The organism is Arthrobacter sp. SLBN-100, from assembly GCF_006715305.1.
Lineage (GTDB): Bacteria > Actinomycetota > Actinomycetes > Actinomycetales > Micrococcaceae > Arthrobacter.
Genome location: NZ_VFMY01000001.1, coordinates 350,654 through 376,480, shown reverse-complemented (window position 1 = coordinate 376,480; position 25,827 = coordinate 350,654). Strand labels below are relative to the sequence as shown.

Sequence of the window (25,827 nt, the reverse complement as noted above, 5' to 3'; positions counted from 1 at the left end):
CAACCTAAGGACAGTAGTAAAAAAGCAGGAAAAACGCTTTTACAGCCCCGAGCGCAGCGAGGTCCGAGCCGATGAAAGCCCAACTGCAGGCGAAGTAGCTAGGCGGCCGAGCCTGACCGGGCAGGACCTCCCGGCCGCTCAACGTCCGCCGGCTGTAGAGCACCAGAGACCATGGCGGGTCAAGGACTACCACTCACCAAGCCCGACATCGGCGTCGCAGTTTGGACCGTCACGCAGGAGGTCGCTATCGGGTTTCAAATACTGGAAACGTTCCAAACTTGCCGAGCTATAGGGCTCTTTATGAACTCGGCATTCACTTTTTGGATCTCAGCTTCCTGCCCGAGCAGGAGATGTCCGCCCGTCAACCTGATGAGAGTGCTGTTCGGGATTCGTCCGTGCATCTCCTGACCGCCAACGGCTTCGCGGAGATCGTCCGTTGACTGGATGATCAGGGTGGGTGGCTTAATCTGCTCGAAGGGCACGACGTTGATACCCGGGAGACTCACGCTGTTGTCGAAGAGGATTCCCTTTGTTCGTTCGGAGATCGGCATCGATGCAACGAAGGCGTTCTGAACCGCGAAGCGCTTCTGGGCCTTGGTCATTCCGGCGATGATCGGGCCGGGCAGCAACAACCCTAAGAGCTTCTCCGGTGCAAGTTTTACCGCCAACCAGTAAATAAAGTCGTGCTGGGCGACGATCTTTGGGATGTATTCGGCTTCTGGCCCCGGAACAGCGGAGGAGTGAAGGATCAGGCCACGGGTACGGCGCGGATGGTCGATGGCGAACCACATGGCCGAGGGCCCGCCGGCCGAGTTGCCCACAAGGAACACGCGCTCAATGCCCAGGTGGTCCAAGAGCTCACGGTATGCGTCGGCTTGCGTTCGTGCCGTTGCCTGGTCCGGAAGTTCGGATCCGAGGTATCCGAAGCGGGACACGTAGATGAACGTGTACTGCTCCGAGGGCAAGATCCGCCACTGAGTCACGAGCGCCGCTGCCTGATCCACGCCGCCTGTGATGCCATGTGAAATGAGCACGGCAGGGCCAGTGCCCGAGACGCGGTACTCGATGTTCCCGTACCTAGACTTGAAAACCTTCGTGGGCTGAGCCTGCAGCCGAGCGCGAGCTTCTCGCATATCGTGGCGGAACGAGACCGCCACGAGAGCCGACAAAAAGAGTGCCATGCAAAGACCGTCTAGAGCCCGGCCCGTGACGTGGCGTCCGTTGCCGAACTTGTCAAAGTGGCGAAGCCGTCCCTTCCCACAGCGAGGAGCTCCACCGGCCCTCTTGGCGGTCGACTCGGTAATAGTCATCGCGGGCATCTATCGCCCAGGCAGCTGCGCAACCACAGACTGCCAAGCTGCGTATAAGATCCCTGCGTTGATAACGACAGCCAACGTCCACCACGGGGTGAACGTCGCGACGATGAGCGCCATCGATGCAATGACGGCTACGACGGCCGAGTAGGCCCACAGTGGTAGGTGCATGGCGTACGCCACGCCAGAGAGCGCAAAGCCACTTGCCGCGATCACTGCCAGGGTCACGACCACCGGACGTATATTGGCGAACAGCCATGACGCTTGCCAGCCGAAACCCGGTAACTCACCCACTTTCTGCGGCGGGACCCATATGGCCGCATTGAGGACCCCGTGCAGGATCAAAAACGCTGCGACAACTAGCCGCCACATGCCGGTCACACTCTCCGACCGCGGGCGGGAACTTGCACCATGTGGTACGTCATGAACGAGTAGTAGTCACAGAACTTCAAATGCAATTTCTCATTCCTGCTCATATCAATATCTTCAGCGCAAAGTGATGCTGAGGTTCAGAGGCCTTAGTCCTGCAGTATTCCGGCGGCGCACGTGGTCGATGGCAGACGAGCAGCGCAATCAGCAGTGCCGGTCCCCCGTGATTCAGGTCCGTCGCCCAAACCACAGGTCCCCAGCTGCGATCTCAAGGACGCTGGCCAGGAGCTGTAGCAGCGCTGGTTCGTCGTCCGGGACTCTCTGTGAGAGCAGCCGGTTTCCGTCGCCATCGATCACAAAGCAGTGGTGATGGGCTTTGCCAGCATCAATGCCGGCCGATAATTGCACCAAGAACAGCCTCCAGTTCTGTTGGATAGGTAGAGCCCAGCAGATAACCGCGCCGTCGTGTCCTTGTCCGGCGATCATGTCGCTTTTCTCAATCAGCGGGCGGGTCATCGCGGGATGACGGGCGGCCAATCCTTCGAAGCCCACGATTCGTCCGGCACAGCAACCAAAGCCATACCCGCCTCCGGTAACAACATAAGGAGAAGGAAAGATGCAACGACTGATTTCAGACGTCGTATCACCGACCCATCGAGCCGCGCTGCTGAACTGAACAAGGCCGTCAAGATGGCAGCAGAAATTGCCGGGGAGCAACGCTGTGGAATCCTGATCACACTCCATGACTTCACAAAGTTCACGGTGGCACTTTCACCTGATGTCCCCTTCGGACTGATACAAGAACACGACCTCGCAAAGCGCGAATAAGACAACACCCGCCAGACCCAGCGCACCGCCACGACGGCATCTGGCCCTGAAGCCTTAGCTGTCGGCCACCGATAGGCGCTCAAGCGTAGGATCGCGCGTCACTACCGCGATCGAGGAAGAAGCAGGGCTGTGCAAAGCAGTCCGAGACGAAAAGTGCGGACAATGTCCACAGGCTCCCTTAGGTCGAAAAATCAGCAAGGTGCATGAACGCCTGTACTAGCTCCCCCTCGTCAGCGTGACACGAGTCACCGACAGTCGATCGGACTTCTTCAATCAACCTGAAATCGGGCTGCCTCCTTCATTTCTCAAAGCCATGACGCTAGTGGTTGACCCAAGGAGCGATCCCCGAAAGTGCCTGCGGATGATTGTTTCTATCCCCGTGAATTGAAGCGGTCCTGCCTTGGGCGAGACAGGAACGCGCCGCACTGGTGTGTGGCACGGGCGACTCTCTCTCGTCGACGGGACGAGTCAAGTTACTTGTAAAGAACAAGGAGGCGCCTCTCCATTGCAAGAAAGCAGTACCGTACTACGCGCGGTGGTCAGCCAGGTCACATCCTCTCAAGGCGAGCCTCTCCCTCACCAGCACCGTAAGACGGTATCGCCGGGAAGAAACTTCGCTTGACGGACGCAGGGGTTGTTCAGGAAAAGCGCTCAGCCCTAATGCGCCGAACAAGAACTAGAGCCACAGTCTAGGAGCCCGCCGACTCGAGCTTCGAGGGGATGCAGTAGTAACGACTCCGCCCCACACGCTTAACTAGACCCCCACGGACAAAGCCGTCCAAAAGATCCAGGAGTTCAGCTCGATTGAGGTTTGCCGAAATTCGTTCTTCGTGCGCTCTCCGAAGCTTATTAATTGCTGACAGATCATCCATCGCGAGCGCGGCTTCTCCGGTGAGCGATCCATGCAGAGTGAGCAAGTGTTGGACGTCGTGCCGGTTGAGCCCGGGTGTACGGCCGGTGTGATTGCGGTGGTTCAACTTAACGAATACATCCTCGAGTGTTGGCTCGGAGCGGTTCTCCGGGAAGCGACAGCCTCGGCAGACCCACGGGTTCTGAGTGGAACGGAGTACTTGGAAAGGATGCCGAATCGCTCCTCAAAGTTTCCCCGCGGCTGATTTCTAGCAAACTGGGGTCGAGAATCAGGCAAGCGATCGAAGTTTGTCATGTCTCTAAACCTACGGCGTCAGCTGGCGGGAACTGCCCTCCAGTAGGGACAACGAGGCCGGTCCAAGAAGCGGCCCCCGGAACGGCTAGATAGCTGCCCGCCGCAGAAAGTGGGCGACTTCTGCGCAGTAGGCGGGGTCGTCGGCGAGACAGGGAGCCCCGCTGTCGTGCCCTGCGCCCCTGCTCTGCGTTTCACAGTCGTCGATAGCGGCGATTCATAGACGATGCATACCTGCCAGTAACTTCGTCAGGCGATCTGGATTCGTTGGTCGCCTAGCTCTACCTCGACACGAAGCCGGCCGCCGAGCGCCTCGACGTATTTCCGCAAGGTGTCGACCTGGGCACGATCAATGTCACCGTGCTCGATACGGGAGACCCGGTTCTGGCTGACATGCAGGCGCCCAGCCAGCTCGACCTGCGTCAGCTCAGAGGCCTCGCGGAGCTCCCGAAGCCGGTAGGCCCGGACCTCATCGAGCATGCGCTTCTTGTGAGCATTCACAGCTGCCCGGTCAACCGGACGCTTAGCCAGTAGTTCTTCCATGGACTTCGCCACTATGCCTCTCCTTTCAGGATCCTCAGATGATCATCGAACAGGTCATCCGCAACCGGAATGTTCGTCGTGTACGACTTGCTCCAGTTGCCCCCCCTTGTCCCCGGCGACAAGCAGGATCGCCCGCCGCTCCGGATCAAAGGCAAACAGGATTCGTAGTTCCGACCGCCCGCTCGATCCCGGCCGCAGTTCCTTCATGTTCTTATGCCGTGAACGGACCACCGTGTCGACCAATGGACGACCAAGTTGAGGTCCGCGCTCGGCGAGAAGCTCTAATGCAGCAACAATCTGCTCATACGAGTCTTGGTCAAGACCTAACAGCCACGGCTCAACCAGGCCCACATCCACAGTGCACATCGAGTCCAGAATACAACTCACCTGTTGTACAACTCAGCTGCTATATTTTCTGCCATAACTCGGTTGGACGTGCAGGAGACAAGCCGTCCACCCCACTTGAGGCCGCGCCCGTGGCCTATCGCCCCGAGTGAAAGCTACGGGAAAGTGGACACGGCGAGGGAAAGGTCGTCCTCACCCTCTACATTCAGCGCGGGCACGAAGAAGGTTACGTCCTGCACGTCGAGCACCTAGCCGCGCCCCTGCGGGTAGACGGCACGCTCCTTCGCCTGAGCCCGACGCCGCGCGTTGACAGGGACGCCGCGGACTTCCGCCGGATAACCGCTGCCCGTACGGCTGCCGCTAAGGCCGAGGCCGAGCTAGACGCCGCTGTCAGCGCCGCCCGAGTGAACGGAGACTCTTGGGAGGTTATCGGTGCCGCCCTCGGCACGTCCGCTCGAACTGCCCGGGAGCGCTTCGGACACGCACACTGAGGCGACCGCGAAATGGGATGTCGACGAGATGACGAACATGCGCGTGATTGCCGTCGAGCAGGAGAACGCAAAAATCATCTGCGATATTGGACATCTGGGGATCGTTCGCAGAAAGCGGCCGGGCCTCCGATAACCAACCCCTCTACGGCGACGCGACCGACCTGATTCTGGACGCTCCGACGACGCCCCTGATACCCGATGACTATGCAGAAAAGTGATTACTGAAGAGCAGGCGCCCACTGCGCCACCTTGGAATAGTTGGGCATCAGCTTCCAGTTTCCGAATGGCTAGGCGGATTTCTAACGGCCGTTCGCCGCTGAAAAGCCGAGTCACTAGGACTCACCCACGGAGTCGCGGTCATCGGGATGTCTCACGAAATTTCGGGGTTCGCGACTCCCCACTTACCGAGCCCTTCTTCATACTCAGATTTAATCAAACGACCATCTTCCCGGCGCATTTCAACAGTTAGTCGAACAGGCCTAGCACCACCTAGTACCTCTAGATCGATATCCAACTTCAGCGATGGACTGTTTTTAAGAATCTGACGCTTCTGTGGCGGGATGTTTTTCGATGCGAAGCCCAAAGTGACAGCACCCGACGTAGTAACTGTGATGGCCTCCCTTGTCGTAATGGGTGCGGCTAGAGGGTCCAGCTGTTTATCTTTATCGAGTACCTGCGGCCCTACTTTCGTCGCGAAAGCCTCGTCACCAATCCAAAGTTGGCCACTCATGATGTGCGTCGGTAGCGTTACGGTTTCACGCCCGTTATGGGCGATGAAGACGCGAAGACTGCCGTTGCAAACTACCGCCTCTTCTTGGTGCTCCGAGCGGCCTTGCGGGGTAGCCCGCTGAATCTCAGGTCGATATGTGGCACGGAGATAGCCCTGGAGTGCGATCACTTCGGGCAACTTGGTGACCGGTATCAACATTCTGAGCAATTCATCGCGTCGAGCGCTCCGAGTTCCTGTGCCTTCCCGCATGGGCACCTCAAGGCTTGGGTTAGCAGAACCAGTTTTGACGACATACGGCGCCCGGTCTGAAGCGATGGCAACGGCTACAACACTTTCTCCATTGGGACCGACCGGAACATGAATGTGACGTGTCATCTCAGGAGGCGTGTGGTCGAACTTGTTCGTTATTTGCGCCCACCGAGGATGTCAGTCCCAGCTACATCGTGGACCGCACCGTCCTTTTCATCGATGCCGATGATGTAGACGACAGGATCGCCTGCAGCGCGGTTTAGGCTACCGGCCAGCTGACGCGCCTTGTTCTCCTTAGGCGAGTCCCGCTTGCACTCGATGAAATCATTCTCTACCGACTGTCCGGACCGTATCTGATCGACGGCCGAAATCACTCTGGCTTCAAGATCGATGGCACGCATGGCATCCAATGGCAGCGATAACCAAGCTCAGGCGTTGACGGTCGGCGTGGTATGCCCTAGATCTGACGCCTCGTCCAGGAACAGCACTCCGCGTTGCACCCCGGGCTCGGCGATGAGGTTGTGCAGAGTGAGCCCGGCACCGCGGCGTGCGTCGACGCGGAATGCCCCATACACGTTGCGTTCCCGCCAGTCCTCGTAAACGAGCCGGTCTTCCGGGGCAATGTTCCTGTTGGTGCGCAGACACCGGTCCAGCAAAGGTTCGCGACTGTCCGAGGGCTCATAAAGCAGCGCCTCGACGGCCTCTGCCCAGTGATCCTCTCGCCCGGATTCGGGTCCGGAGGCTGATGCGACGGCCAGTGCGAGGCGCCGGGCGAACCCCGGCGTAGTCGCGTAGCCGACCAGGGCTGCCTTGAGATCTGCCGCCCGTTCCATGAGTGCTTCCACGTCCATGCCCCCATTCTTATCCATCAGTGGCCGGGACGCCTGATCCCGGTCCGACATTGCATGCGTGCGATGCGGACCCGTAGCGACAGGAACTACTGCAGGAAGCCCAGACTGAGTCGGCCGTGACTGGGTCCAGCCAAGGGGACATAACGACCTCGCCGCGGATGAGCTCTATTCGTCCTCGGTGGAGTCGCTTTCCTTCGGCGCGTTTTCAATCGTAGGCCCTCTACGAAACGTTTTTTCAGGGGGACACGGAAAGGAAGTGCCCCATAAGGGCTTTATTCCCCCGCGGTACGCGTCACCGCGGATGGAGGATCCGGACCTCCACGTCGCCGGTGCGTTGGAAGCCAGGTGCCTGAGGAGGCAAAGTCTTTTCCCACGCCACAAGCAGCTTGTCCCCGCAACCGGCAATCGCCTCAATCGTCCGGTGCGTCCCCTTGGGACATCCAGTAATCGTTGATCGCCTGAACGGCCTGCTCTTTCGTCATCCTGGCAACAACTCGTTCATCCATTCCAACCGTTTGCGTGAGTTGCCAGACCAGCGCAAGAGGAACAGCCGAAGTCGGAGCCGCAGGGGCTCCGCGGGCAGGCAGTGCTCCGTCGTCGACACAGGCCCAAAATTCATCTTCGCTGACGACGAGCTGGTCTTGGAGAATGTGGTTCCAGATCGAACTCGAATACGTGGTGCGGTCCACCGGCCGGGAAATCCGGGTCCGGAGGATCCGCCCATCCGGCAGAATCAACCGGTAGGTCGCATGGTGGCGCACGGGCTTCCCGCGTGCGTTCGTCACGAGTTCCCAGTGCTCGTTCAGACAGAACTTCTCATGGTCGTCCCGTCCGCCCACGCGGCGGACGCTCATGCCACCGAGCCGGTGAGCCAGGCGGTCAATTGCTCATCGGTGGACAGGTCAATGAGCTGAACCATCGCCCAGTTCTCACGGTGGTTGGGCGCCGCATGCAAATGGTCCTCCCAATCCTCCGCGTAATCCCGCAAAGCGTCGACAAAGTCCGCCAAGGCCTCGCCCAACTCCGTGGCTTCGGCGGCAATAGGCTGCCCCGGCATAAAGACGGCCCAGGCACCGTCCTCATTCACGACCTGAACATTCGCGGCGACCGTCAGCTCCAGGTATCTCCGCAGGCTCTCGCCATTAACGACCGCGGCCGTGGCCCGGTCTGGCCGCCGAATCGTGGACAGCCCTCCCCGCTCGCTGAAATCCAGGATCGCCTTCAACGAATCCCGTGCTTGGGTAAACCCATAGACGCGTCCACCGACCGCGCCATGTGTAGGAGTGCTCATGTACCAATCATCCGCACGTACACCACGTACGTCAAGTACTCCATCGCTTGTGTTTTCGGTCCACCGCTCAGCGCTGAATGACCACGGTGGGCGGCTGGTGCCGCCCAAAGTCCCCGAAGACTTTTCCTGCGGGGAACACGATGTCACTTGCCTAATAGTTTCCGCGGATCAGGAAAACCGAGCGCGAAGTGCCCCGCCGCCCCTCTGTTCTGCGAGGCTGCCAGGACCGGCGCCCACCCGTCGTGGCAGTCGTGAACGGTCGCCACCGCTTTACCCGGATACGGTCAAATAACACGGCCGCCATCTTGGAGCACCTGCCCTTGATGGAGACGGGGCGCAAGGAGCAACATATCCAGTTTCGGGCAATCAAGACTCTCGCAAATGTACGACTCGGTGGCACCTTGCCAGTCCATACCACACCGGGAGACTCGGAGTTGAGTGTACCGAGCATCTCGTGTTCGATAGCTCGGCCGTGTCTAGTCGGCTCCACCACAGCGAGGCTTTCTCCTGTCACCGTTCCGCGTCCGTTCTCGCGGCCCTGTGCGACCAGGAGTAGGATTTAGCCCTGCTCCGGCGCGGAGGTCCGATCACACCTCGCGGCACAATACGCCGCCCGCCGACTGCTTACTGCGCCGTGGCGCGGGGCGCGGGAGCCGCAAGGCGGTGATGGGAGAGAATGGCGCAATCAATCGAGCAGCGGGTCGCCCGGGCGGCTGAGGAGGCGTTGCAGGACCACGGTTACGTTGCGCCGGTCGACGTGCTCGTTGGAATGGGCTGGCTGCAGCCGGTGCACCGAGACCACTGGCGCCAGGGACGCATACCCTATCTCGAGCAGGTGGTGCCGGTCGGCTTGGGCAAGGTCTCGACGGCGATGCGGGCATTGACTCGCTGGGCCCATGAGCAAGGGTTGCAGCCCAGTGAGACCGATTACGTTGCCCGGACCCGCGGCCGCAAAACGCTGCAGTTCTCCGCCAGCGGCAGTCCGTCCATCGAGCGCGCATACAGTACGCACTGGGTCTCCCCGACACTGTCAGCGGCCAAACGCGCACGCGTCCAGGAGCAGGCCAGCCGAGCGCCGGACCTCGTCGTCGTCTCGCCGCTGAAGGACTGGACATGCACGGGGTGCGGCGGGCACGGGGACTTGCTGCTCATGGAAGACGAAGCGCCCCTGTGCATGAGGTGCGCCGATCTCGACCACCTCACCTACCTGCCGGCCGGCAACACCACTCTGACGCGCCGGGCGCGCAAAGCCAGCGGCCTGTCGGCGGTAGTAGTGCGCTTCAGCCAGTCCCGACGGCGCTACGAGCGACAAGGCGTCCTCGTCGAGGAGCAGGCGCTGGTGGACGCCGAGGCATCATCCCTTGCGGACGTGGAGGCGCGCACCCGCCGTCGAGCCCGCGATGAGCAGCGACGCCGCGAGGCTGACAGCCAGCTCGCGGACCGAATGGCCGCGGAGATCAGCCGACTGCTACCCGGATGTCCCCCTCAGCGTGCCGCCGCGATCGCCGCACACACCGCGGCACGGGGCAGCGGCCGGGTCGGCCGCACCGCCGAGGGACAGCGCCTTGACCAACAGGCACTGGAGTTAGCGGTCGTTGCCTCCATTCGCCACCGAGACACCGACTACGACGCACTGCTCATGGCGGGCGTGCCGCGCGACAATGCCCGCGAGAGGGTCCGTGAAAAAGTGGGCGACGTGCTCGACCACTGGCGTTAGGGCTGAGACCGATAGACGGCACACCCCATCCCTCTCGTAGTCATGGCCCTACTCAACGAAAGCCCTGTCGCCAACACGTCACCGGCTAGCAAGTTGCCACGGCCTCCTCCTCGAGGGCGAGGCCGCATTCGGCCATGGCGACCGCCAGCTTGGAATCCCACGGGCATTCCGCTGGTTTCCCGCCAGACGAAGCGAAGGCTTCGAACAATGCCGCCTCGTCGGACGGAACCCGGGGCCGTCCCACCGCCATCGGGTGACGTGCAGTGAACCAGCCACTGCTGATGATCGATCGAGTAGGCATCAAGGGAGTCCCGGGCGTATCCGCGGGACTAGACCGCCAGCAGTTTAGAGGCCACGGAATCCTTCAGCGACAGGACCGGGCCAGGATCCACGATTGCGGGCCTGTCCTCCCACCAGTCCAGCCTAAGATCCATGACGACCAGGGTGCCGCCCTTGTCCACGGTTAGGCTCGCGAACTCCCGGTACTGGCGCGTGAACTATGGGCGCTTATCGGCTCTCGGAAGTTTAACTTGCCGAAGAGCCCTTACAGCTGAAGTTGATATGAGGCTCTACCTGCGCGAGGCTCGCTCCAGCATCCGTGGAACCAGGCACCCTTATGGCGCTTAAAGATCGCGCGTGCGACCGGCATATCATCGGATCAGGGTCCAAGCCGCTTGCGCAGGAGGCAGAACTCGTTGCCCTCAGGGTCGGCCGGACGTGCCATTGCTCGTCGCCGGTCTGCCCGACGTCGGCGGGACGGGCGCCGAGGGCGAGTAACCGTTCCAGCTCGGCGTCCTGGTCCCGATCGACGGGGTTGACGTCGATGTGCTGTGGGAGCTTTCCGGTCCGCGGATCGCTGCTGGGGCTCAGGATGATGGTGGGCTGCAGGCCTCCGAACCCGGCGTCGGGCGGGCCAATCTCGATCGTACCGTCCTCCCGGTCGAGCTCGATGTAGCCGAGGACCTCGCTCCAGAACCGCGCGAGCCGTTCGGGGTCGGCGCATTTGAGGACCAGTTCGCTGATACGGGATGCCATGAATCTCATGGTACGGAGACGCTCGGTGGGAACGAGTCGATACCCGGGCCCGCGTGGGACGGCGCCGTGCCGAGGTGACGTCGAAGCGGTAAGTCTGAGCCCCTCGCGACGCGGGCGAGATTCGACGGATAGATGTCGGAACGCGCAGCACCGGCTCCTCGATCCGCCACCCAGGCGGTGTCCCTCAAGTCACCACGCTAGGAAAAGGTAAGCGAAAGAAACTCGGTGGTCATGCTGCAACCCACGAATAAACCCATGAACGGTCATGACCACGAAACAGACAACGGGCCGGCGCAGCCCCACTCCCCTGCTCCAAGAAAGTCATGTTGCTGCGCCCAGACCGCGTAATGAAGGAGTAAGAAGCAGACCCTCGCTCACTACAGGAAAGGGAGGAAGCACCCGGCCACAAGAACGTCCGCCGACAAATACGGCGTGGCTGACACCCGTCATAACGACCCCTCGTGCAGGGTGTGTACAGTGTCCACAGGGCCAGAGGCCGAAGAACCGCCTCTGACCTGCGGAAACCCTGTGCCCGAGGTGGGACTCGAACTGCATTCCCGGCCTTGCAAACACCGGGAACCCCGAAAACATGCGGAATCCGAAGCAGTCCGAGGGCTGTAAAGCCCGATCCAAAGGTGAAAGTGTGGACAATGTCCACACCCTCAGTTCGGTCCCTTGCCGCTCACTGTTCAACAGCAACTGCACGCCTAGCGTTTGAGGTGCGTGAGACCGTCCGTTTATTTCACTCCTGCAGCACCAGCAGTGTGCAGGTGCTCGAGGCATCCTCGCTTGAGAGGTCCTCCGCACTCCCCTGTGAGACGCCTTTCCGAGACGCCAGCGCCTGGGCTTTTGCTTGGCGACTACGCCTTCACACCCTGGGAGACCTTCGACGCCACCGCCGTGATGGACCAGGCGCCGCTGCTTGCCGCCACGCCTCATTGGATGGGCACCAGGGACAGGACGGCACTGATCGGGACACGGATGGACCGGGCCGGGGAGACCGCACCGCAGCCGGCGCCGGTCAGGCCCGAGCTGTCCCGCGGCCGAGCCCTCGGTGCCGGGACTGGCAGTGCTGGGGACGCGAAACTGCCGCCGCGCCTGCGGCTGTAAGAGAGGTTATTCCTGACCGTGGCCCGCGAGGTTCAGCGCCCACGGAAATCCAAGCCGGCGGCCTCTTCCGCCCCGCGGCCCAAGTCCTCATACTGGGCTCATCGTGCAGTCGGATGCCACACCAAGGGCGCGTCTCATCGCAACTGGCGACCGGTGGTGGGCCTTCATCGCGTCCTCTTCACGATTCATACGAGCCCGGCTTCCGGGCCCATCCGGAAGAGAGCGAGAAAAAGCTTCATCCTCCAAGCCCCTCAAGTCAGCAAGCGAAAGAAGGACCCTATGCTTTCCATCCGAGCCATCCCTTGGGCGAATCTCCTGAACCAGAACAACTTCCACCCCTCTCCCCACGACTGGTCCGACCAGGTCATCTACTTCCTCCTCATTGACAGGTTCTCCGACGGCAAGGAAGACGGATACAAAGACGCATCCGGACAGGTCGTCCAAGGCCAGACGCCCCTGTTCACTGCCGGCGACGCCAACAACGCAGTCGCGAACCCGGCCGACGTCGCAACATGGGAAACCGCCGGTACGCAGTGGCTCGGCGGAAACCTGAAAGGGATAGCGACTAAGATCGGCTACCTAAAACGACTGGGTGTGACCGCGCTGTGGATCAGCCCAGTGCTCCGGCAGCGGCAAGGTGTCGACGACTACCACGGTTACGGAACGCAGAACTTCCTCGAGGTCGATCCGCACTTCGGCACGGACAAGGACTTCAAGGACCTGGTGTCCGCCGCGCACGCGGAGGGGCTGTACGTCATCCTCGATGTGATCCTCAACCACACCGCCGACGTCTTCCAGTACGCCGCAGACGATCCGGAACCGGGATGGAACGGCAGCACGTTCCCCGTGGCCGGGTGGAGAGATTCGAACGGCAGCCCCACTCTTCCCTTCCCTTCCCCTGTTGATCCGAATAACCCCGCCAGCGCCGTCTGGCCAAGTGAACTCCAGGCCAACGGTGTCTTCACCTGCAAGGGAAAGATCATGAACTGGGACGCCAGGCCAGAGACGACAGAGGGTGACTTTGAAGGACTGAAGGACATCCAACAGGGAACCGGTCCTGTCGACGGCTACCAGCCCTCCCCCGCATTTCAAGTCCTCACCGAGGCATACCAGTACTGGATCGCCTACGCCGACGTAGACGGCTTCCGCGTCGATACCGTGAAGCACATGGATGCTGGGGCTACGCGATACTTCGCGTCCGCCGTTCATGAGTTCACACAGACCATCGGCAAGGAGTCCTTCTTCCTTGTCGGCGAGATCACCGGCCCCCGTGGAGAGGCCATTGCGACCCGTGACGAGACGGGACTCGACGCTGCCCTCGGCCTTGCCGATGTGCAGGGAAGAATGGTGGATGCAGTCAAGGGATGGGGAAACCCCGACGACTACTTCAAGCTTTTCCGCAACTCCTATCAGGTCGGCAAGGCATCACACACCTGGTTCCGCAAGCACGTCGTCACGTCCTTCGACGACCACGACCTGGTCCGCATGGGCCGGAGCTTCAAGGCCCGTTTCGCATCGGACCCGGAGGGCAAGGCGCTGGAGCTAGCCGTCCTGGCCATGAACGCAACAACGATTGGCATCCCCTGCATCTATTACGGAAGCGAACAGCTTTTCAACGGCAAGTTCCCGACTAACGTGAACCTGGATCCAGGCAACGACCACAAGGCAGACCGCTACATCCGCGAAACGATGTTCGGCGGCGGCTTCGGCTCGTTCCGCAGCAAGGACCGTCACTTCTTTGACGAGTCGACCGACACCTACAGTCAACTTGCCCGGGTTCTGGACCTTCGCCGGAACGACCTTGCGCTCCGGCGTGGCCGCCAGTACTTCAGGCCCATTTCAGAGGACGGTGCCAACTTCTGGTATCCGAACCGTATTGGCGATGGACGCATGACGTCCGTCGTGGCCTGGAGCCGCATCATGTCCAGCCGCGAGGTGGTGTGTGCCTTCAACACCGATCTTGTAGCGACGAGGACGGTATGGGTAACCATCGACGGCGGGCTGCATTCTGCCGGCGACAAGTTCCGGTGCATTTACTCGATCGACCAGAACCAGCAGGGCTCCGAGACAGCTGTCGAGGCTCGAAACGGCAGGGCCATCAGCATCGCCGTCCCGGCCGCCGGCTTCGTCATCATGGCCCCTTAGTCCGGACGGGAAGCAGCCGGGGCAGCCAGCAGCCCTCACGTCTTATCCGCCCATAGAGCTCCAGCGACCGTCAGCGGGCGGCTTCCCACCCCCCGCGGTGACCCCCGGACGGCAAGCGAGGACTTCATCCGGGAGTCCATCGAGTACCCGACAATCCTTCCGGAATAGACCTCCTTAACAGCGCAGAGGTAGAGCTTCCCCTCGGCAGCCGGGTGCTCGGTAATGCCCGTCAGCCACAGCGCGTTCGGCGCCGCGGCGTTGAATTCCCACTCCACCAGGTCATCGTGGACCGGCGGTGCAGGTCTGCGGTTCAGGACCGGCTTCTTCGAGAACACCGGCCAGATGGCGTGGTCCCCGCACAGGCGCTGGACCCTGTTTTCACCCGACGTGATGCCCTTCCCGGGGAGTTCGTCGGCGATGAACCGGTACCCGAACGCAGGGTCCTCGGCATGGATGTCCCGGGCGGCATTGACGAGGTGCGCATCGATCCAGTCCCGTTCGGTCACCGGACTGGCCTTCCACCGGTAATAGCCTTGCTTGCTGAACTTCAACACCCTGCAGGTCACTACCACGGGAACACCGTCGGCGTGCTGGACGCTCTGTCGGGCCTGATCGACAGCACCATCGGAGATGAGCCGTTTCTCGTATCGGATAAGTCCTACGGTGGGTACCTGGACCAGGCGATCGCCAACCGGAGACGCGGCCGGGCCATCGGGCTCGCGCGCATCTGCCGCGTTGGCGGGCAGACGCGTGATGTGCCCGAACACCAAGAACTTGTTTCGTTGGCCGACCCGGCCGGGCGAACTGGAGCCCCATCTCAAGGCCACGTACCGCACCTACTTCGCGGTGCAGAAAATCACACCCGGGACGCCGCCGATGCAAATCCGCCACTCTACAAGTCGTTAATGGCCAGGCTGGAACCACAGCGAATGATACGTATGGCCATGCCAGCCAGTTTTTGACCAAGGCGATGGGGCTGTCGTAGCGTCGCCCGGAATCCAGTCTTCAATATGTCGTGATGGGAGGAATCGAAAACTGCTAAGACATAGCGCGAAAGCCTGCCGGGGAGGAGGAACCACCTTTTTCAACGGCGCTCTAAACGTGACCCGCCAGACCACCGGTGAGGCTGCACGTCCAGGATCCGCGACTGTGAAAGTGACTTCATCAGCATTGTGCGTACCAGCACCGGAAGCAGCATTAGGTCACACTTACTCAGGAATCACCCATGTAACCCATCAGTCCTAGGCGCCGTTTGTACCATAACTCTCGTTGCCGGACGGGCCAAGGCCGAGGCCAGAAGTCCGATATCGCGAACATGGAACCCATACCGGTCAACGACCTGCAACGCGTCTTCAACTTCAAGGTACGCGGTCACGCATCCTCAAGGCGCGTCAAGAGCTCAGCATCATGGCTCATTACGAAATCCAGTCCTTCGCCGATCTCGCGACTTCGACGGTGTCGCTGCAGTACAAGCTCTGCACCTTGGAGCAGCAACGCCGATTTCGAGGTGTGTTCCTCGGCCGCGAGCTTGTCCAAACGACGATCCAGATCCTCGGGGACACGCAGATTCATAGCCATGACCTCATGGTACCGAGCCAGTACCAAACGAGGATCTATTGCGCGAAGCCCTCGGTTCACCTAGTCTGATATCGATATCAGTGATACAGGTCTCGTATTGGCTGCTGCCTTTGCCCCTGCCCAATTACTGCTTCGAATATGACGAACGAAGGGGTTCACCTTTGAAAGACCCAGCAATTTGCCGCCCGGTGGGGGCTGCCCTCGCACTTTCCCTGCTTGTCGCGACTGCGACTGCCGGGGGCGCAGCCGCAGCATTTCCTCAGGCACCTTCAACCGACACCTCGCAAGGTTTTTCGTTCCCAGGAGCAACCTTCGAGGAGGGAACGCAGCCGTCCCTGCCCGAGGGCTGGAGCCAGAGCGGACCGGGGACGGCCTCTACTGGCACGACTTCGGCACGTACGGGAAAATCAGGTGCCAGAATCAACTCAGTCTCTGAGACTGACGCGACGGTGCTCAGCTCCCCTGCCGTTAAGCTGAAGAAGTCATCTGACGTTGTTTACTACCGTGCGCTGGTGCGGCCAGCGGAAGGGGCACCAAGGGTTGAACTTCAGGTCCGGTTCACAGCGGCGAATGGCGACGAAGTAGGCCAGCAGGTTTCCGCCCCTACCGGGATGAAGCCAGGGTCCTGGTCCGAGCTGTCCCTGACAGCCGCCACCCCAGCTGACGCGGAGGACGTGCAGGTCTCGATACACGTTCTGGGAGCCGCGGCCGTGGATGTCGATGACATCTCCCCCGACGTCCGTCAGCGGCGGGAATTGGTGCCTGATGGAGGCGCAGAAACTGCTACCGGTAGTGGCCAGACGGCGCCCGCCGGCTGGTCCCCGGCATCAGTTCAATGGACCCCTGTTACAGTCCCGAACCCGTCAGCGGAATCAGGGACAACAACCCCGGAAAACTGGAAGACGTTTAACTACTCCGCAGCCAAAGCCACGATGGTCTGGGACAAAGCGGTTGCCCACACTGGCACAAAATCACTGCGCATTGACGGCGTCCCCGGCGGCATCGGTGACTGGCAGCAGGTCAACTATGTCCCGATCTCTCCAGGCACCTACAAGTTCGGATTTTGGATTAAAGGACAAAACGCAGCCCCGGGTGACATCCGGCCCTTGGTGATTTTCCGTAACGCCAACGGCCAAACGGTCGGCGGTGACAGAATCATCCAGAACAGTGTGTCCACCTCGGACTGGACGTATGTTGAGTCAGTTTTGGCAGCACCGGCAGGTGCCGTCTCGGTCCGAATCGACTACCGGCTCTACAACGGCGGGACCGCGTGGTTTGATGACATCACCATCGCGAAGCAAACCACCGTATCCGGCGTTGCCGAGGGAAATACAGCCGGTACGGACTCCGGAACAGCCCAAACCGGGCAAAATTCCCTGACTCTCATCAATAAATCGGAAGGCGACCAATCCGTTCTTGAGTCCTCCCCCATCCCGATCGAACGGCTTGCTGGTTACGACTTCTCCGCCGGAGTGAAGACGGACCTGGCCAACGGCACAGCCACCGCCGGGCTGAAATACCTGGACGCCAACGGCGTCACCCTGAGCGAACAGCTGACACAACCCGTGAGCGGCGCTACCGGATGGCACGCCAGCGGCCTGCAGGGCTTCCCTCCCGCGGCAGCAACCGAGGCACGGGCATTCGTTCGGCTCACAGGCAAAGGCCAGGCCTGGTTCGACGACATCTCCCTCATCCGCAGCACCGTCATCAACCAGGACGCCACAACAACCGCCCGCCCGTCACTGCTGCTCGAAAAGTCTGAGGTCAAGGCTCTGCAGGACCGCGTCAAGACAGGCGTAGTCGGCGAGGAGTACCAACGCCAGCTCGCGCTGTCCCAAAAATGGACAGTTGAACAGCTAAAGGACCCCGCGTACCTGGCCAACCCACACCGGGGGCAAAGCAACATCTACACGGTCCCCGCCGGCGCCACCAAGATGCGCCTGTCCTTCGACGTCGAAGGTAAAGGCTCGACCATGGTCGATGCCATCACCCTCACCTCCCTGGCCAACGGTCAGCCCGTGACAATTCCGGACAACAGTTTCGAGGATTTCGGCTCAGGCGTGAGCCCCTGGACTGCGACAACGGCGGGTGCTGAGGTGAGCAAGACCAGCGAATGGGCCGCAACCGGTGCCGCATCCCTCAAATACACCGGCGCTTCCCCCACCGACAAGGCCACCGTCACCTTGAACCAGGACCTCCCGGCAACAGCAGGGGCGCGCTATTCCCTTGGGGCAACGATCAGCCAGCGTGGACTCATTGAAGGTGCCGGCCTCACATGGAGCGTCTCATACACAAATGACGCCGGGGCACCAGTCGGCGCAGCCTATAAGACACCTGCCTACAACTGGGACACACACACCCGGTGGGATTCCCCGCTGTTTGAGGCAACGCAGGCAAGCGCCAACGTGTACCTCGTAACAGGGAATGAAGAAGCAGCACAAAAGGCGATCCTGGGAGTCAAATACCTCATTGGTGAATCCATTTGGGGTATGAACTACGCCCTTACGACGGGTGGAAAGCCCAACGGTGAGGACGGCTATGGGGCCGTGCACTTCGGCCGCGCCATGGGAGGTTATGCCCAGGCCCTGGATCTTGTCATCAACTCCAAATCCATGAGCGCCACCGACCGCGCCTGGCTCACCGACCGGCTCGGCTGGATGCAGGACACCCAGATGAACCTGACCTACTACGACCGCTCCACCGAAGCAGGCAGGATCTCAAACTGGAATCTTGACCGGGCTATCGGCGTCGGACTCGTCAGCATGGCCCTCCCGAACCTGACCTCATCGGCCACGTACCGCGCCCACGCCCAGGGCGAAGTTGAATGGACCCTGGAGACAGTCGTCGGGGAAGACGGGGCATTCCCCGAAACCATCCGCTACCACGCCGCCCCGCTGGTGAGGCTCGTGCCGTTTGCGCAGGCCCTCAAGCGGGCCGGTGGGGCCGACCTGGTCAATGACGCAAAGCTGAAGAAGATGTTCTCCTTCCTCGTGAACATCCAGACTCCCGTCGATTCAACCAACACCAAGGCGCCGGGAACCGTCCTGATGCCCGCCATCGGCGACGCTGACTACAACGAAAAGCCCTACCGGATCCTCGGCTGGAACGCCGCGTTGTACAAGGATTCCGACCCAGAGCTTTCCGCCGCCATGCAGTGGACCTGGAACCGGGCAGGGTCACCGATGGCCGACACCGGCGCCAACCCATGGGCGTTGCCGCCGCTGCTGAACACCGACCCGGCCCTTCCCTCCAAAGACCCGGCCCTGTCCTCGTCGGCAGTGGAGACCGTCGGTTACGACATCCTGCGTGACAAGGTAGGAACAGCCGACGAGAACTACCTGATCATGTCCAACACCCCCCGGACGCTGGGCCACAACCACGATGACCGCACCGGCTTCTCCCTCTGGGGCAAGTCCGTGCCGCTTGCCCTGGACGCGGGTGTTGGAGGCTACTTCAACGGTGACAACGTCTGGTTCAACAGCGCCGCGGCCCACAACGTTGTCCAGTTCCAAGCCGACGGTTCCTGGCAGGGCACAGCCGTGTCTGTGGAAACTCCTGTCCGCTACTACTCCGACAAGCTCGACCTGGTCCAGACCGGTGGGGCCACGCCGGGCGCTAGTGATTACCAGCGCAACATGATCCAGCTCAAGGGTGGCTTCGGCGCATTCCTTGTCTGGGACCGCATCAAGTCCTCCGTACCGAGCCGGTTCAATCTGCACACGCTGACCACATCGGTAGATCAGGCCCCCGGTCTGCTCACGGCCCACGGTTATCAGGGAGTGGATCTGGATGTTCACCTCCTCGGATCGGCCCAGCCCTCGGTTGGCCTCGACAAGGGCAAAGTCTCCGGTGACTGGCCGCAGGAGAACCAGCAGTGGCTGCAGCTTGGCCAACCCGCGGGAACAGACCACACGGTCTTGCTGCAGCCACGGGCGAAGGACGCAAAGCCAATCGAGACCATCGAACGCGCGACCGGCTCCGGGACCCTCAAAGCGTTCGAGCTTGTCGCTTCCAACGGAGAGCGCGCCCTGGTTGTCCTCAACAGCGGGGACGCCACCGCTAGCACCGAGCTCGGACTGACAGGAGCCTGGACGAGCGCTACCCCCGAAGAAAACGGCTCCATCAACGGCACCACCGTGAACGTCAGCGCTCATCAGGCTCTGATTCTCATGAAGGCCTCGTAGGGCCAAGAAGGCGGAAGGATTAGCTGAGGCGGCCCGAGAAGGCCCGCCTCAGCTAACCTTCAGAACTGAAAGCTGGCACGGCGCACAAAAGGCCGGTGGAAATGGCATTATCAGCCATCTCCACCGGCCTTCCGGCATTCTAGGAAGATCACGTCCCTTGGTGTTCGCCCAAGTCTCAGCCGTTCGGGATTCCCAGCAGGAGCTCACGGCTACCGACCGTCCGGCCGTCGGGCCCTTTTCCCACGACCTTGTACCTGCAAGGTCTTGAGGGTGCGGGCAGGACAACGGAGGTCTGCCACAAATTCTCGCCGGCCAGTGACAGGCCATCCTCGTCAACAAGGTAGAGGTCGAAAACGGTTACCGCCTTGGGCTTGGTCCAAGTCAACTGAACGGTCGATTCCCGATAGCCAGCTGTCAGCACCGGGATGTCGCGCGGAAGGCAGGAGATGCCGACCGCCTCAAACACGGCGTCATCGGATACACAGACGCCGGCGTGCACAATTTCCGCCATGGGCACGATGTCCTGGGCGACCCGCTGCCACAACCTGCCATCAGCAGAAATAAGTGCCGTGATTTGGTGGCCCTCAGCGTCGCGCTGCAGGCGGAGCCATGGCCGGAGCGGAACCGGCAGGCCGCGGACCTCCCATGTGTAGGGGCTTCGCGTCTGCCCTCCGCCGGCGTCGTCGCCAGGGTTTCCTGCGCCGAAGTCTTCGCGGGTATCCAGCGTGCGTGTGCGCAGCACCAGAGAGCCGTGGTCGAGTCCGAAGAAAACGTAGCGGGCACGCCCTGCCAGGTTTTCCCGCAGCCACACACCTGCCGTGGTTGCAGCGTCGGAGAGACGGGCCGTGATGTGGAACGATCCCTCTGCCAGAGCCGTTGCGGCCGCCACAGCATCGGCCTCGTTGCGCAGATAAAGGTTCGCGTCATCGCCTCCCGCAAACCCGGCGGCCTTTACTTCCCTAAACTCATACCGGTCTATGAAGGATGCGATCAGGGCAGCAGTCCCCCGCCCTATCAGGGCCGGCTGGAGGCTTGCGCGCGCGGTGCCCGGCAAGGCCGCACACCGCACCGGCTGGGAGGGCATCCCTGTTCCAAGGGTGCCGTTTGCAGTGACGGTATAGTCAGCCGGTGTTTGGTCGTCGGCAGCAAAAATTGCCGACGTGCCCGGGATTCCTTTGGCCAAAATTTCCGGTTCGGAGTGTCCCCCCGTCCTAGCGACGGTGTAGCTGGTTGCTCCTGCAACTGTTTTCCAGCTCAGGCCGACTTTTCCCTGCCCGGGCGTGGCGATGACCGCCGGGACGCGGGCGGGCGCCATCGGCGTGCCGCATGGCCACGTTCCTGTTTTGAGGACGACGGCGGACAACGGCTCAAGCATCAGTTGACCGTTAACCACGGGAAGCCGTGCCCCAGTGACCAAGTCCTGAACGCCATCCTGGTCGTGTTCAAAGGGCAACGTGACAGCAGCGGCACGCCTGTTTCCGTAGCTGGTCCGGGTGGTGTTGATCGCGATGAAGTACTCACCCAGGCAGGCGGTGGCAAGCTCCGGATAGGCCGAATAGGGGTTGTCCTCGACGAAGTTGTCACGCCGGATCTCCCCGACGCCGGGCTGGGCGGCCACGGGAAGGAGTTCCCCCGTGAGGGCGAAAGGCCGGCCTTCTATAACTTCGTCTTGGGCCTTTTGCCGGTATTCCTCACGGGTTATGCCCCGGATCGCCACGTAGCTGGTGGTCATGTCGACGTCGGCCTGGAAGTGGAGGAGCTGTTCGGTACTTCCGTACTGCAGGTGGGCCCTGCTTGCGCCCGACATTCCGGTGTTTCGTTCCAGCAGGTTTGCAAAAAGGTGGTTGTCGCCGTCGCGCACAGAGACCAGCAAATTGTCGATGTCGACCCAGGCGAAGGATGTGTTGTCCCAGCCCGCTTCGACGCCGAGTTCCTTCAGCTCCTGCGAGGAGAAGGCGTCCAGATGCGCGTGGGGCAGGATGCGGCCGGCACCGGCAGACCCGAGAAGGGCTTCCCTGCCTCCGGTGAGGTAGTGGAAGGTTTCCTGGATCCGGAGATCGTATTTGAGCTTACGGTCGAGCCAGCGCCGCTGGAATGAGTCAAAGAATTGCGCGTCCAGCAACTGCTGTTGGGCGTAACCGGTCGCTTCCCTTGCATACTCGCGGTACTCTTCCCATTCCGGTGCGGAGTACCGGTCCGGGTTCCGTGCCATGAATTCTTCCAGCGCCGCGTAGCGCAGGGCGGCGCCGGATTCCTCGTCGGTGCCGTAGGCCGGGCGGCCCGGGTAGTCGCTGTTCCGGTCATCGATCACCTGCTGCATGAACATGGCCCGGTGTCCCGCCGCTGTTTGTCCCTGATACCGGGTGAATCCCCGCGCATGCAGGTTCTTCAAGGCCACTTTCAGGATGTCGTCGTTCAGTTCTTCGTCGCCTGCGTGCCCGAGAGTCCGAAAGAACCAGCAGGGGAAGTAGTTAGTTGATTCGCCGTACACTCCGACGTAGCCGTTTTCACGGGTCAGCCCGGCCAGGGTCAGCCCGTAGTAGTGCGGCCCGTACGGCATCCTGCGGGCCTGGCTGCCGTCGTCGGTAAGTTTGCTCTGGGCCAGGCCCTTCATAATGATCTGGACGTAGTCTTCGGTGTATCCGGCGTTGCCGTCGTGATGGAAAAGCGAGTGATGCACCTCGAGTTCGCGGCCCTCGGGTCCGATCAGCACTTCCTCGCCGAGGAACGGCGCTGTCCCCAGGAACTCGCGGACGATGCGGTGGCTGCGTTCCCTCCCCTGGTAGAAGGTCGAGCCAATGACGCGGAGCCCTTCGTGCGCCTTCCAGGCACCTTCGTAGGTGTACATCACCTGGTTGTAGATGTAGCTGAGCCGGGAGCGGGCGAAGTCAAAGTTGGCTTTCAGGACGCGTTCCCACGCCGCCTTCCGGGTCAGCGGACCGCCGTCCCAGCCGGCGTCCGCAAGTGACGTTCTGCCCTCTGTGGTGCCGGTGGAGAATGGCTCCGCGAGGAAGGATTCGAACTCTTCGGAGCCATACGCGTCCTGGTCAGCGATCAGGTTCTCGACGACGTACAGGGCTTCGCCGAGGGCTGCGTAGTAGCCGCCCCAGTCGGACTGGTGTCCCCCGGTTCCGAGCAGGAGGACGTTTCCGTAGTATTCACGGGTGTAGTGGTCGATGGTTGCAAAGATGCGCCGTAGACCCTGCCGCTTATGCTCCTTGGTCTTGGCAAGGGACCACTCCATCAGGAGCGCTTCGGCGTAAAAGCGGAGGTCGTCGTCGTACCTGCTGATCGGCAGCGGCTCGCCCCGATCAGTACGGGCTTCCAGCGCGTTCAAGTGATCCTTTTGCCACCGGCGGAAGCCGTGGACCATCGCGGTTTCCTGCTCAAGGGGCGCTCGTTGGGGCTTGAGGTAGGCAGGGTGCCATGCTTTGCCCGCTGCGGAGTGTGGGCCGGCCAGCAGGGTTGAGGGGGGCAGCGCAGCGACGGTGTGTGTGCCCGCGGAGAAAAACCGCCGCGAGATATTGGTGGCCTTTTCAAATCCGGTCTCTCCAGCGAGGGTCCGGTAGGACAGGGCGTAGGTCCTGAGGGTGATTTCGACGATCTGCTGCCCGGTGGTTGAAGCCAGCGGAAGCGCGGCGGTCGAGTGGAAGAACCGGCCGGGGAGGCCGCCCCGTGTTCCAACGTTGATTGGTTCGTAGTCCCCGACGGTTCGGTAAGCTGCCTGCTCGCCGTTAACAAGGACCAGGGTCTTGTAGGCCGATGAGTCCTCGCCCCAGAACTTGACCGTGAGGTAGTTCTGCCGGAGCGGGTCGACCTTCATGGTGAAGCGCAGGTCTGCGAGTCTGGTCGCCGCTGGTTGAAGCGGCAGCGCTATCCTGCCTGGCTCACGGGGGTGCCCGATGAGTGTCGTGTCCGCACCCGTGGGGAGAACCGGGATCTCAACATCCATGCCATCCGCGATGACGCTACTCGCCTCACTGTTGAGCGCGTGCTCGGCTTCGGATTGTTCGTGGCCGAAGTCCACGAAATCCTGCCAGTAGTCGGGGTGAGCTCGTCCGGTGTCCTGCGCGTGGGCGTTCAGGCCGATGGCAGATGACATGGGGTCCTTTCGGGACTGATAATGCGGTTGGAGTGGATAGGTGCTGGCCCGCGTCGCCGTCAGGTGGCCGGGTGTGCGGGAACGGCGTTCTTCGAGACCGTTCCCGCACACCGGATACAAAGGGTCTATCCTGCGGCCAAGGCTTCCTCGAATTCCTTGCGCGCCTGGTCTCCCCCGGCTGCCTTCCATGCCGGAACCAGTTCGGACTTGATCGCCGACACGGGCTTACGGCCCAGCACCACGTCATTGATGGCGGTAGTGATCAGCGTGTTCAGCTGGGCCTTCTTGTTGCTCCATGCGTCGGAGAAGAGAACAAGGCTGGGGTCACTGATCAGCATGGGTTCAGTCTTGGTCTGGAATTCGTGGATGAGCTTGGTGCCTTCCTCGAAGCCGGGGCTGAACTGCGGTATGGGTGCATTACTGAGGTAGCTGAAGCTGATGCCCTTTTCGGTCTTTGCCAGGTCCGTAGGGGTGATGACACCGTTTTTGTCTGTCCAGTGGAGGTCCTTGACACCGTAGGTGATGTTGAGGTGTTCCTGGCTGCCGAAGGGCGAAGCCATGTAGTTGGCGATTCGAAGCATTTCCTTGATGCGCCCGGCATCGTCGGTCTTTGCGAATGCGGTAAAAAACCCGTACGGGCTGCCGGCGTGAAGTACTACCGACTTTCCTGCAGCGGCCGGGGCCACCCAGGGCGCAACCTTGGTGCCCGCTTTGACCGCTGCAGCGTACACACCGGGCCAGCCGGTGGCGCTGCCAAGAGTGGTAGCCACGTTGCGGGCGGCAAAGAGCCGGTTGCCGTCCTCCACGGTGATCCCGTCAGGATGTATCGAACCGTCCTGTTTGACCTGGGCGGCCCACGCCAACGCCGCTTCGAACTCTTCGGTTTCGATCTCGTGGGTGAACTTCCCGGCCTCTTCACGCCAGTTGTTTGGAGATCCATTGCCAAGGCGCCCGTAGTACGCCGCGGAGAAGGGATTTGACACCCCCCAGAGAGACTTTCCGGGGTCAGTTACGGCTTTGAGAGCGTCCCGGAGGTCCTCGAGGTTCTTGGGTGCTGCCGCTACACCGGCTGCCGCGAAGCTGTCTGTGTAGGCAAGAATGGGAGCACCGCCTGTCGGCCGCGGGCACGGAACGCCATAGATGCCGCCGTTGAAGACAGTTGCCTGCCACGCCTCGGTGGGAATGTTGGCCAGGTTCGGGTAGTCCTTGATGGCATCGCCCGAAACGTGCGATGTGATGTCGGTGAATTTGGACTTCAGCAAGGCAGGCGTCTGCGGGATCGGATAGTTACTGCCGAAGGTGACCATGTCAGGTATTTGGCCGCCGGCGACAACGGTCTGGACTTTCTGCAGGTACGAGTCCGCCAGAGTGGTCTGGACGTCCATGTCTGCGTTCAGCTCCTTGTTCATGAACTGCCAGTATTTGTTCTGCTCTTTTGCCGTTCCGACCGCTCCGAAGGTCAGGGTGAGGAAGCTGAGGCTGCTGCCCTTACCCGGAGCAGCCTCCACGGTCCTCCTCAGATTATCGAGGGGGTACTTGAAAAATCCGGCCTGGATCGCGGCGCCCTTGCCGGGCAGATCCGCCTCGACCAGGGAAGAGGGAATGTATGCGGGGAGGGCCACTTTACTGTTGGCGGCAGTGTTTCCGGTGGAGGAGCCACCGCTGCAGCCGGAGAGAAGCCCGGTTCCAACTGCTCCTCCCAGCAGGACGGCTGCGCTGAGGAATCCCCGTCGGGATGGTTTGAGTACGGTCATGTCATTTCTCCTTTGAAAAGTTGCAGTGAT

At 61.5% G+C, this 25,827-nt stretch carries 18 protein-coding genes and 2 pseudogenes; 5 read left to right on the top strand and 15 right to left on the bottom strand.

Features of this window, described 5'->3' with window-relative positions; all coding sequences use genetic code 11:
- Positions 1 to 254: 254 nt before the first annotated feature.
- Together FBY31_RS01635 and FBY31_RS01630 are read right to left on the bottom strand one after the other, a co-directional pair.
- Positions 255 to 1,181, bottom strand: coding sequence for an alpha/beta fold hydrolase (locus FBY31_RS01635; protein WP_160142417.1), 927 nt, complete (start codon positions 1,179 to 1,181; stop codon positions 255 to 257).
- 729 nt (positions 1,182 to 1,910) lie between these two features.
- A complete protein-coding gene (locus tag FBY31_RS01630; RefSeq protein ID WP_442858204.1) occupies positions 1,911 to 2,168 on the bottom strand; it encodes an IS110 family transposase in 258 nt (85 codons plus the stop codon).
- Between FBY31_RS01630 and FBY31_RS23170 the strand changes: the two genes are divergently transcribed.
- Positions 2,148 to 2,510, top strand: coding sequence for a hypothetical protein (locus tag FBY31_RS23170; RefSeq protein WP_235013231.1), 363 nt, complete (start codon positions 2,148 to 2,150; stop codon positions 2,508 to 2,510). The genes FBY31_RS01630 and FBY31_RS23170 overlap by 21 nt on opposite strands.
- Before the next feature lie 1,411 nt (positions 2,511 to 3,921).
- On the opposite strand, the gene FBY31_RS01620 is transcribed toward FBY31_RS23170, so the two are convergent.
- From FBY31_RS01620 to FBY31_RS01585, 7 genes are all read right to left on the bottom strand, one after another.
- Positions 3,922 to 4,227 carry a helix-turn-helix domain-containing protein gene (locus FBY31_RS01620; protein WP_142036089.1) on the bottom strand — a complete coding sequence of 102 codons (306 nt, stop codon included), beginning with the start codon at positions 4,225 to 4,227 and terminating at the stop codon, positions 3,922 to 3,924.
- A 42-nt stretch (positions 4,228 to 4,269) separates the two neighbouring features.
- Entirely contained in the window at positions 4,270 to 4,581 is a 312-nt protein-coding gene (locus tag FBY31_RS01615) for a type II toxin-antitoxin system RelE/ParE family toxin (RefSeq protein ID WP_200833285.1), read from the bottom strand.
- 840 nt (positions 4,582 to 5,421) lie between these two features.
- Positions 5,422 to 6,156 (bottom strand): hypothetical protein, encoded by a 735-nt coding sequence (locus FBY31_RS01605; RefSeq protein ID WP_142036086.1) that lies wholly within the window; start codon positions 6,154 to 6,156, stop codon positions 5,422 to 5,424.
- 29 nt (positions 6,157 to 6,185) lie between these two features.
- Entirely contained in the window at positions 6,186 to 6,431 is a 246-nt protein-coding gene (locus tag FBY31_RS01600; RefSeq protein ID WP_142036084.1) for a hypothetical protein, read from the bottom strand.
- A gap of 27 nt (positions 6,432 to 6,458) precedes the next feature.
- On the bottom strand, positions 6,459 to 6,881 hold the full coding sequence (locus FBY31_RS01595; protein ID WP_142036082.1) for a hypothetical protein: 423 nt from the start codon (positions 6,879 to 6,881) through the stop codon (positions 6,459 to 6,461).
- A gap of 410 nt (positions 6,882 to 7,291) precedes the next feature.
- Positions 7,292 to 7,735, bottom strand: a complete 444-nt coding sequence (locus FBY31_RS01590; protein WP_142036081.1) for a cytotoxic translational repressor of toxin-antitoxin stability system — start codon at positions 7,733 to 7,735, stop codon at positions 7,292 to 7,294.
- Complete coding sequence (locus FBY31_RS01585) at positions 7,732 to 8,172, bottom strand: prevent-host-death protein (RefSeq protein ID WP_142036079.1); 441 nt, start codon at positions 8,170 to 8,172, stop codon at positions 7,732 to 7,734. The genes FBY31_RS01590 and FBY31_RS01585 overlap by 4 nt, the downstream gene beginning before the upstream one ends.
- 676 nt (positions 8,173 to 8,848) lie before the next feature.
- Here FBY31_RS01585 and FBY31_RS01580 point away from each other — a divergent pair.
- Complete coding sequence (locus FBY31_RS01580) at positions 8,849 to 9,889, top strand: DUF2293 domain-containing protein (protein ID WP_142036077.1); 1,041 nt, start codon at positions 8,849 to 8,851, stop codon at positions 9,887 to 9,889.
- An 85-nt stretch (positions 9,890 to 9,974) separates the two neighbouring features.
- Here the strand turns inward: FBY31_RS01580 and FBY31_RS01575 are convergent, their stop codons facing one another.
- Together FBY31_RS01575 and FBY31_RS01570 are read right to left on the bottom strand one after the other, a co-directional pair.
- On the bottom strand, positions 9,975 to 10,190 hold the full coding sequence (locus tag FBY31_RS01575; RefSeq protein ID WP_142036074.1) for a hypothetical protein: 216 nt from the start codon (positions 10,188 to 10,190) through the stop codon (positions 9,975 to 9,977).
- A 357-nt stretch (positions 10,191 to 10,547) separates the two neighbouring features.
- A pseudogene (locus tag FBY31_RS01570) lies at positions 10,548 to 10,924 on the bottom strand (VOC family protein).
- Positions 10,925 to 11,737: 813 nt separating this feature from the next.
- Here FBY31_RS01570 and FBY31_RS01565 point away from each other — a divergent pair.
- Together FBY31_RS01565 and FBY31_RS01560 are read left to right on the top strand one after the other, a co-directional pair.
- Positions 11,738 to 12,034, top strand: a complete 297-nt coding sequence (locus tag FBY31_RS01565) for a hypothetical protein (protein ID WP_142036072.1) — start codon at positions 11,738 to 11,740, stop codon at positions 12,032 to 12,034.
- A 279-nt stretch (positions 12,035 to 12,313) separates the two neighbouring features.
- Entirely contained in the window at positions 12,314 to 14,179 is a 1,866-nt protein-coding gene (locus tag FBY31_RS01560; protein ID WP_142036069.1) for an alpha-amylase family glycosyl hydrolase, read from the top strand.
- A gap of 77 nt (positions 14,180 to 14,256) precedes the next feature.
- Here FBY31_RS01560 and FBY31_RS01555 read toward each other — a convergent pair.
- Together FBY31_RS01555 and FBY31_RS01545 are read right to left on the bottom strand one after the other, a co-directional pair.
- A pseudogene (locus tag FBY31_RS01555) lies at positions 14,257 to 14,766 on the bottom strand (IS3 family transposase); the annotation flags it as partial.
- A 784-nt stretch (positions 14,767 to 15,550) separates the two neighbouring features.
- On the bottom strand, positions 15,551 to 15,757 hold the full coding sequence (locus tag FBY31_RS01545) for a ribbon-helix-helix protein, CopG family (protein ID WP_235012867.1): 207 nt from the start codon (positions 15,755 to 15,757) through the stop codon (positions 15,551 to 15,553).
- 449 nt (positions 15,758 to 16,206) lie between these two features.
- On the opposite strand from FBY31_RS01545, the gene FBY31_RS01540 reads away from it, so the two are divergent.
- On the top strand, positions 16,207 to 19,941 hold the full coding sequence (locus FBY31_RS01540) for a heparinase II/III domain-containing protein (protein ID WP_142036067.1): 3,735 nt from the start codon (positions 16,207 to 16,209) through the stop codon (positions 19,939 to 19,941).
- A gap of 175 nt (positions 19,942 to 20,116) precedes the next feature.
- Here the strand turns inward: FBY31_RS01540 and FBY31_RS01535 are convergent, their stop codons facing one another.
- Both FBY31_RS01535 and FBY31_RS01530 read right to left on the bottom strand, forming a co-directional pair.
- The gene (locus tag FBY31_RS01535) at positions 20,117 to 24,043 is read right to left on the bottom strand and encodes a Tat pathway signal protein (RefSeq protein WP_142036064.1); all 3,927 of its coding nucleotides are present in this window, start codon (positions 24,041 to 24,043) and stop codon (positions 20,117 to 20,119) included.
- Positions 24,044 to 24,168: 125 nt separating this feature from the next.
- Positions 24,169 to 25,797, bottom strand: coding sequence for an extracellular solute-binding protein (locus tag FBY31_RS01530; RefSeq protein WP_142036061.1), 1,629 nt, complete (start codon positions 25,795 to 25,797; stop codon positions 24,169 to 24,171).
- Between the last annotated feature and the right edge of the window lie 30 nt (positions 25,798 to 25,827).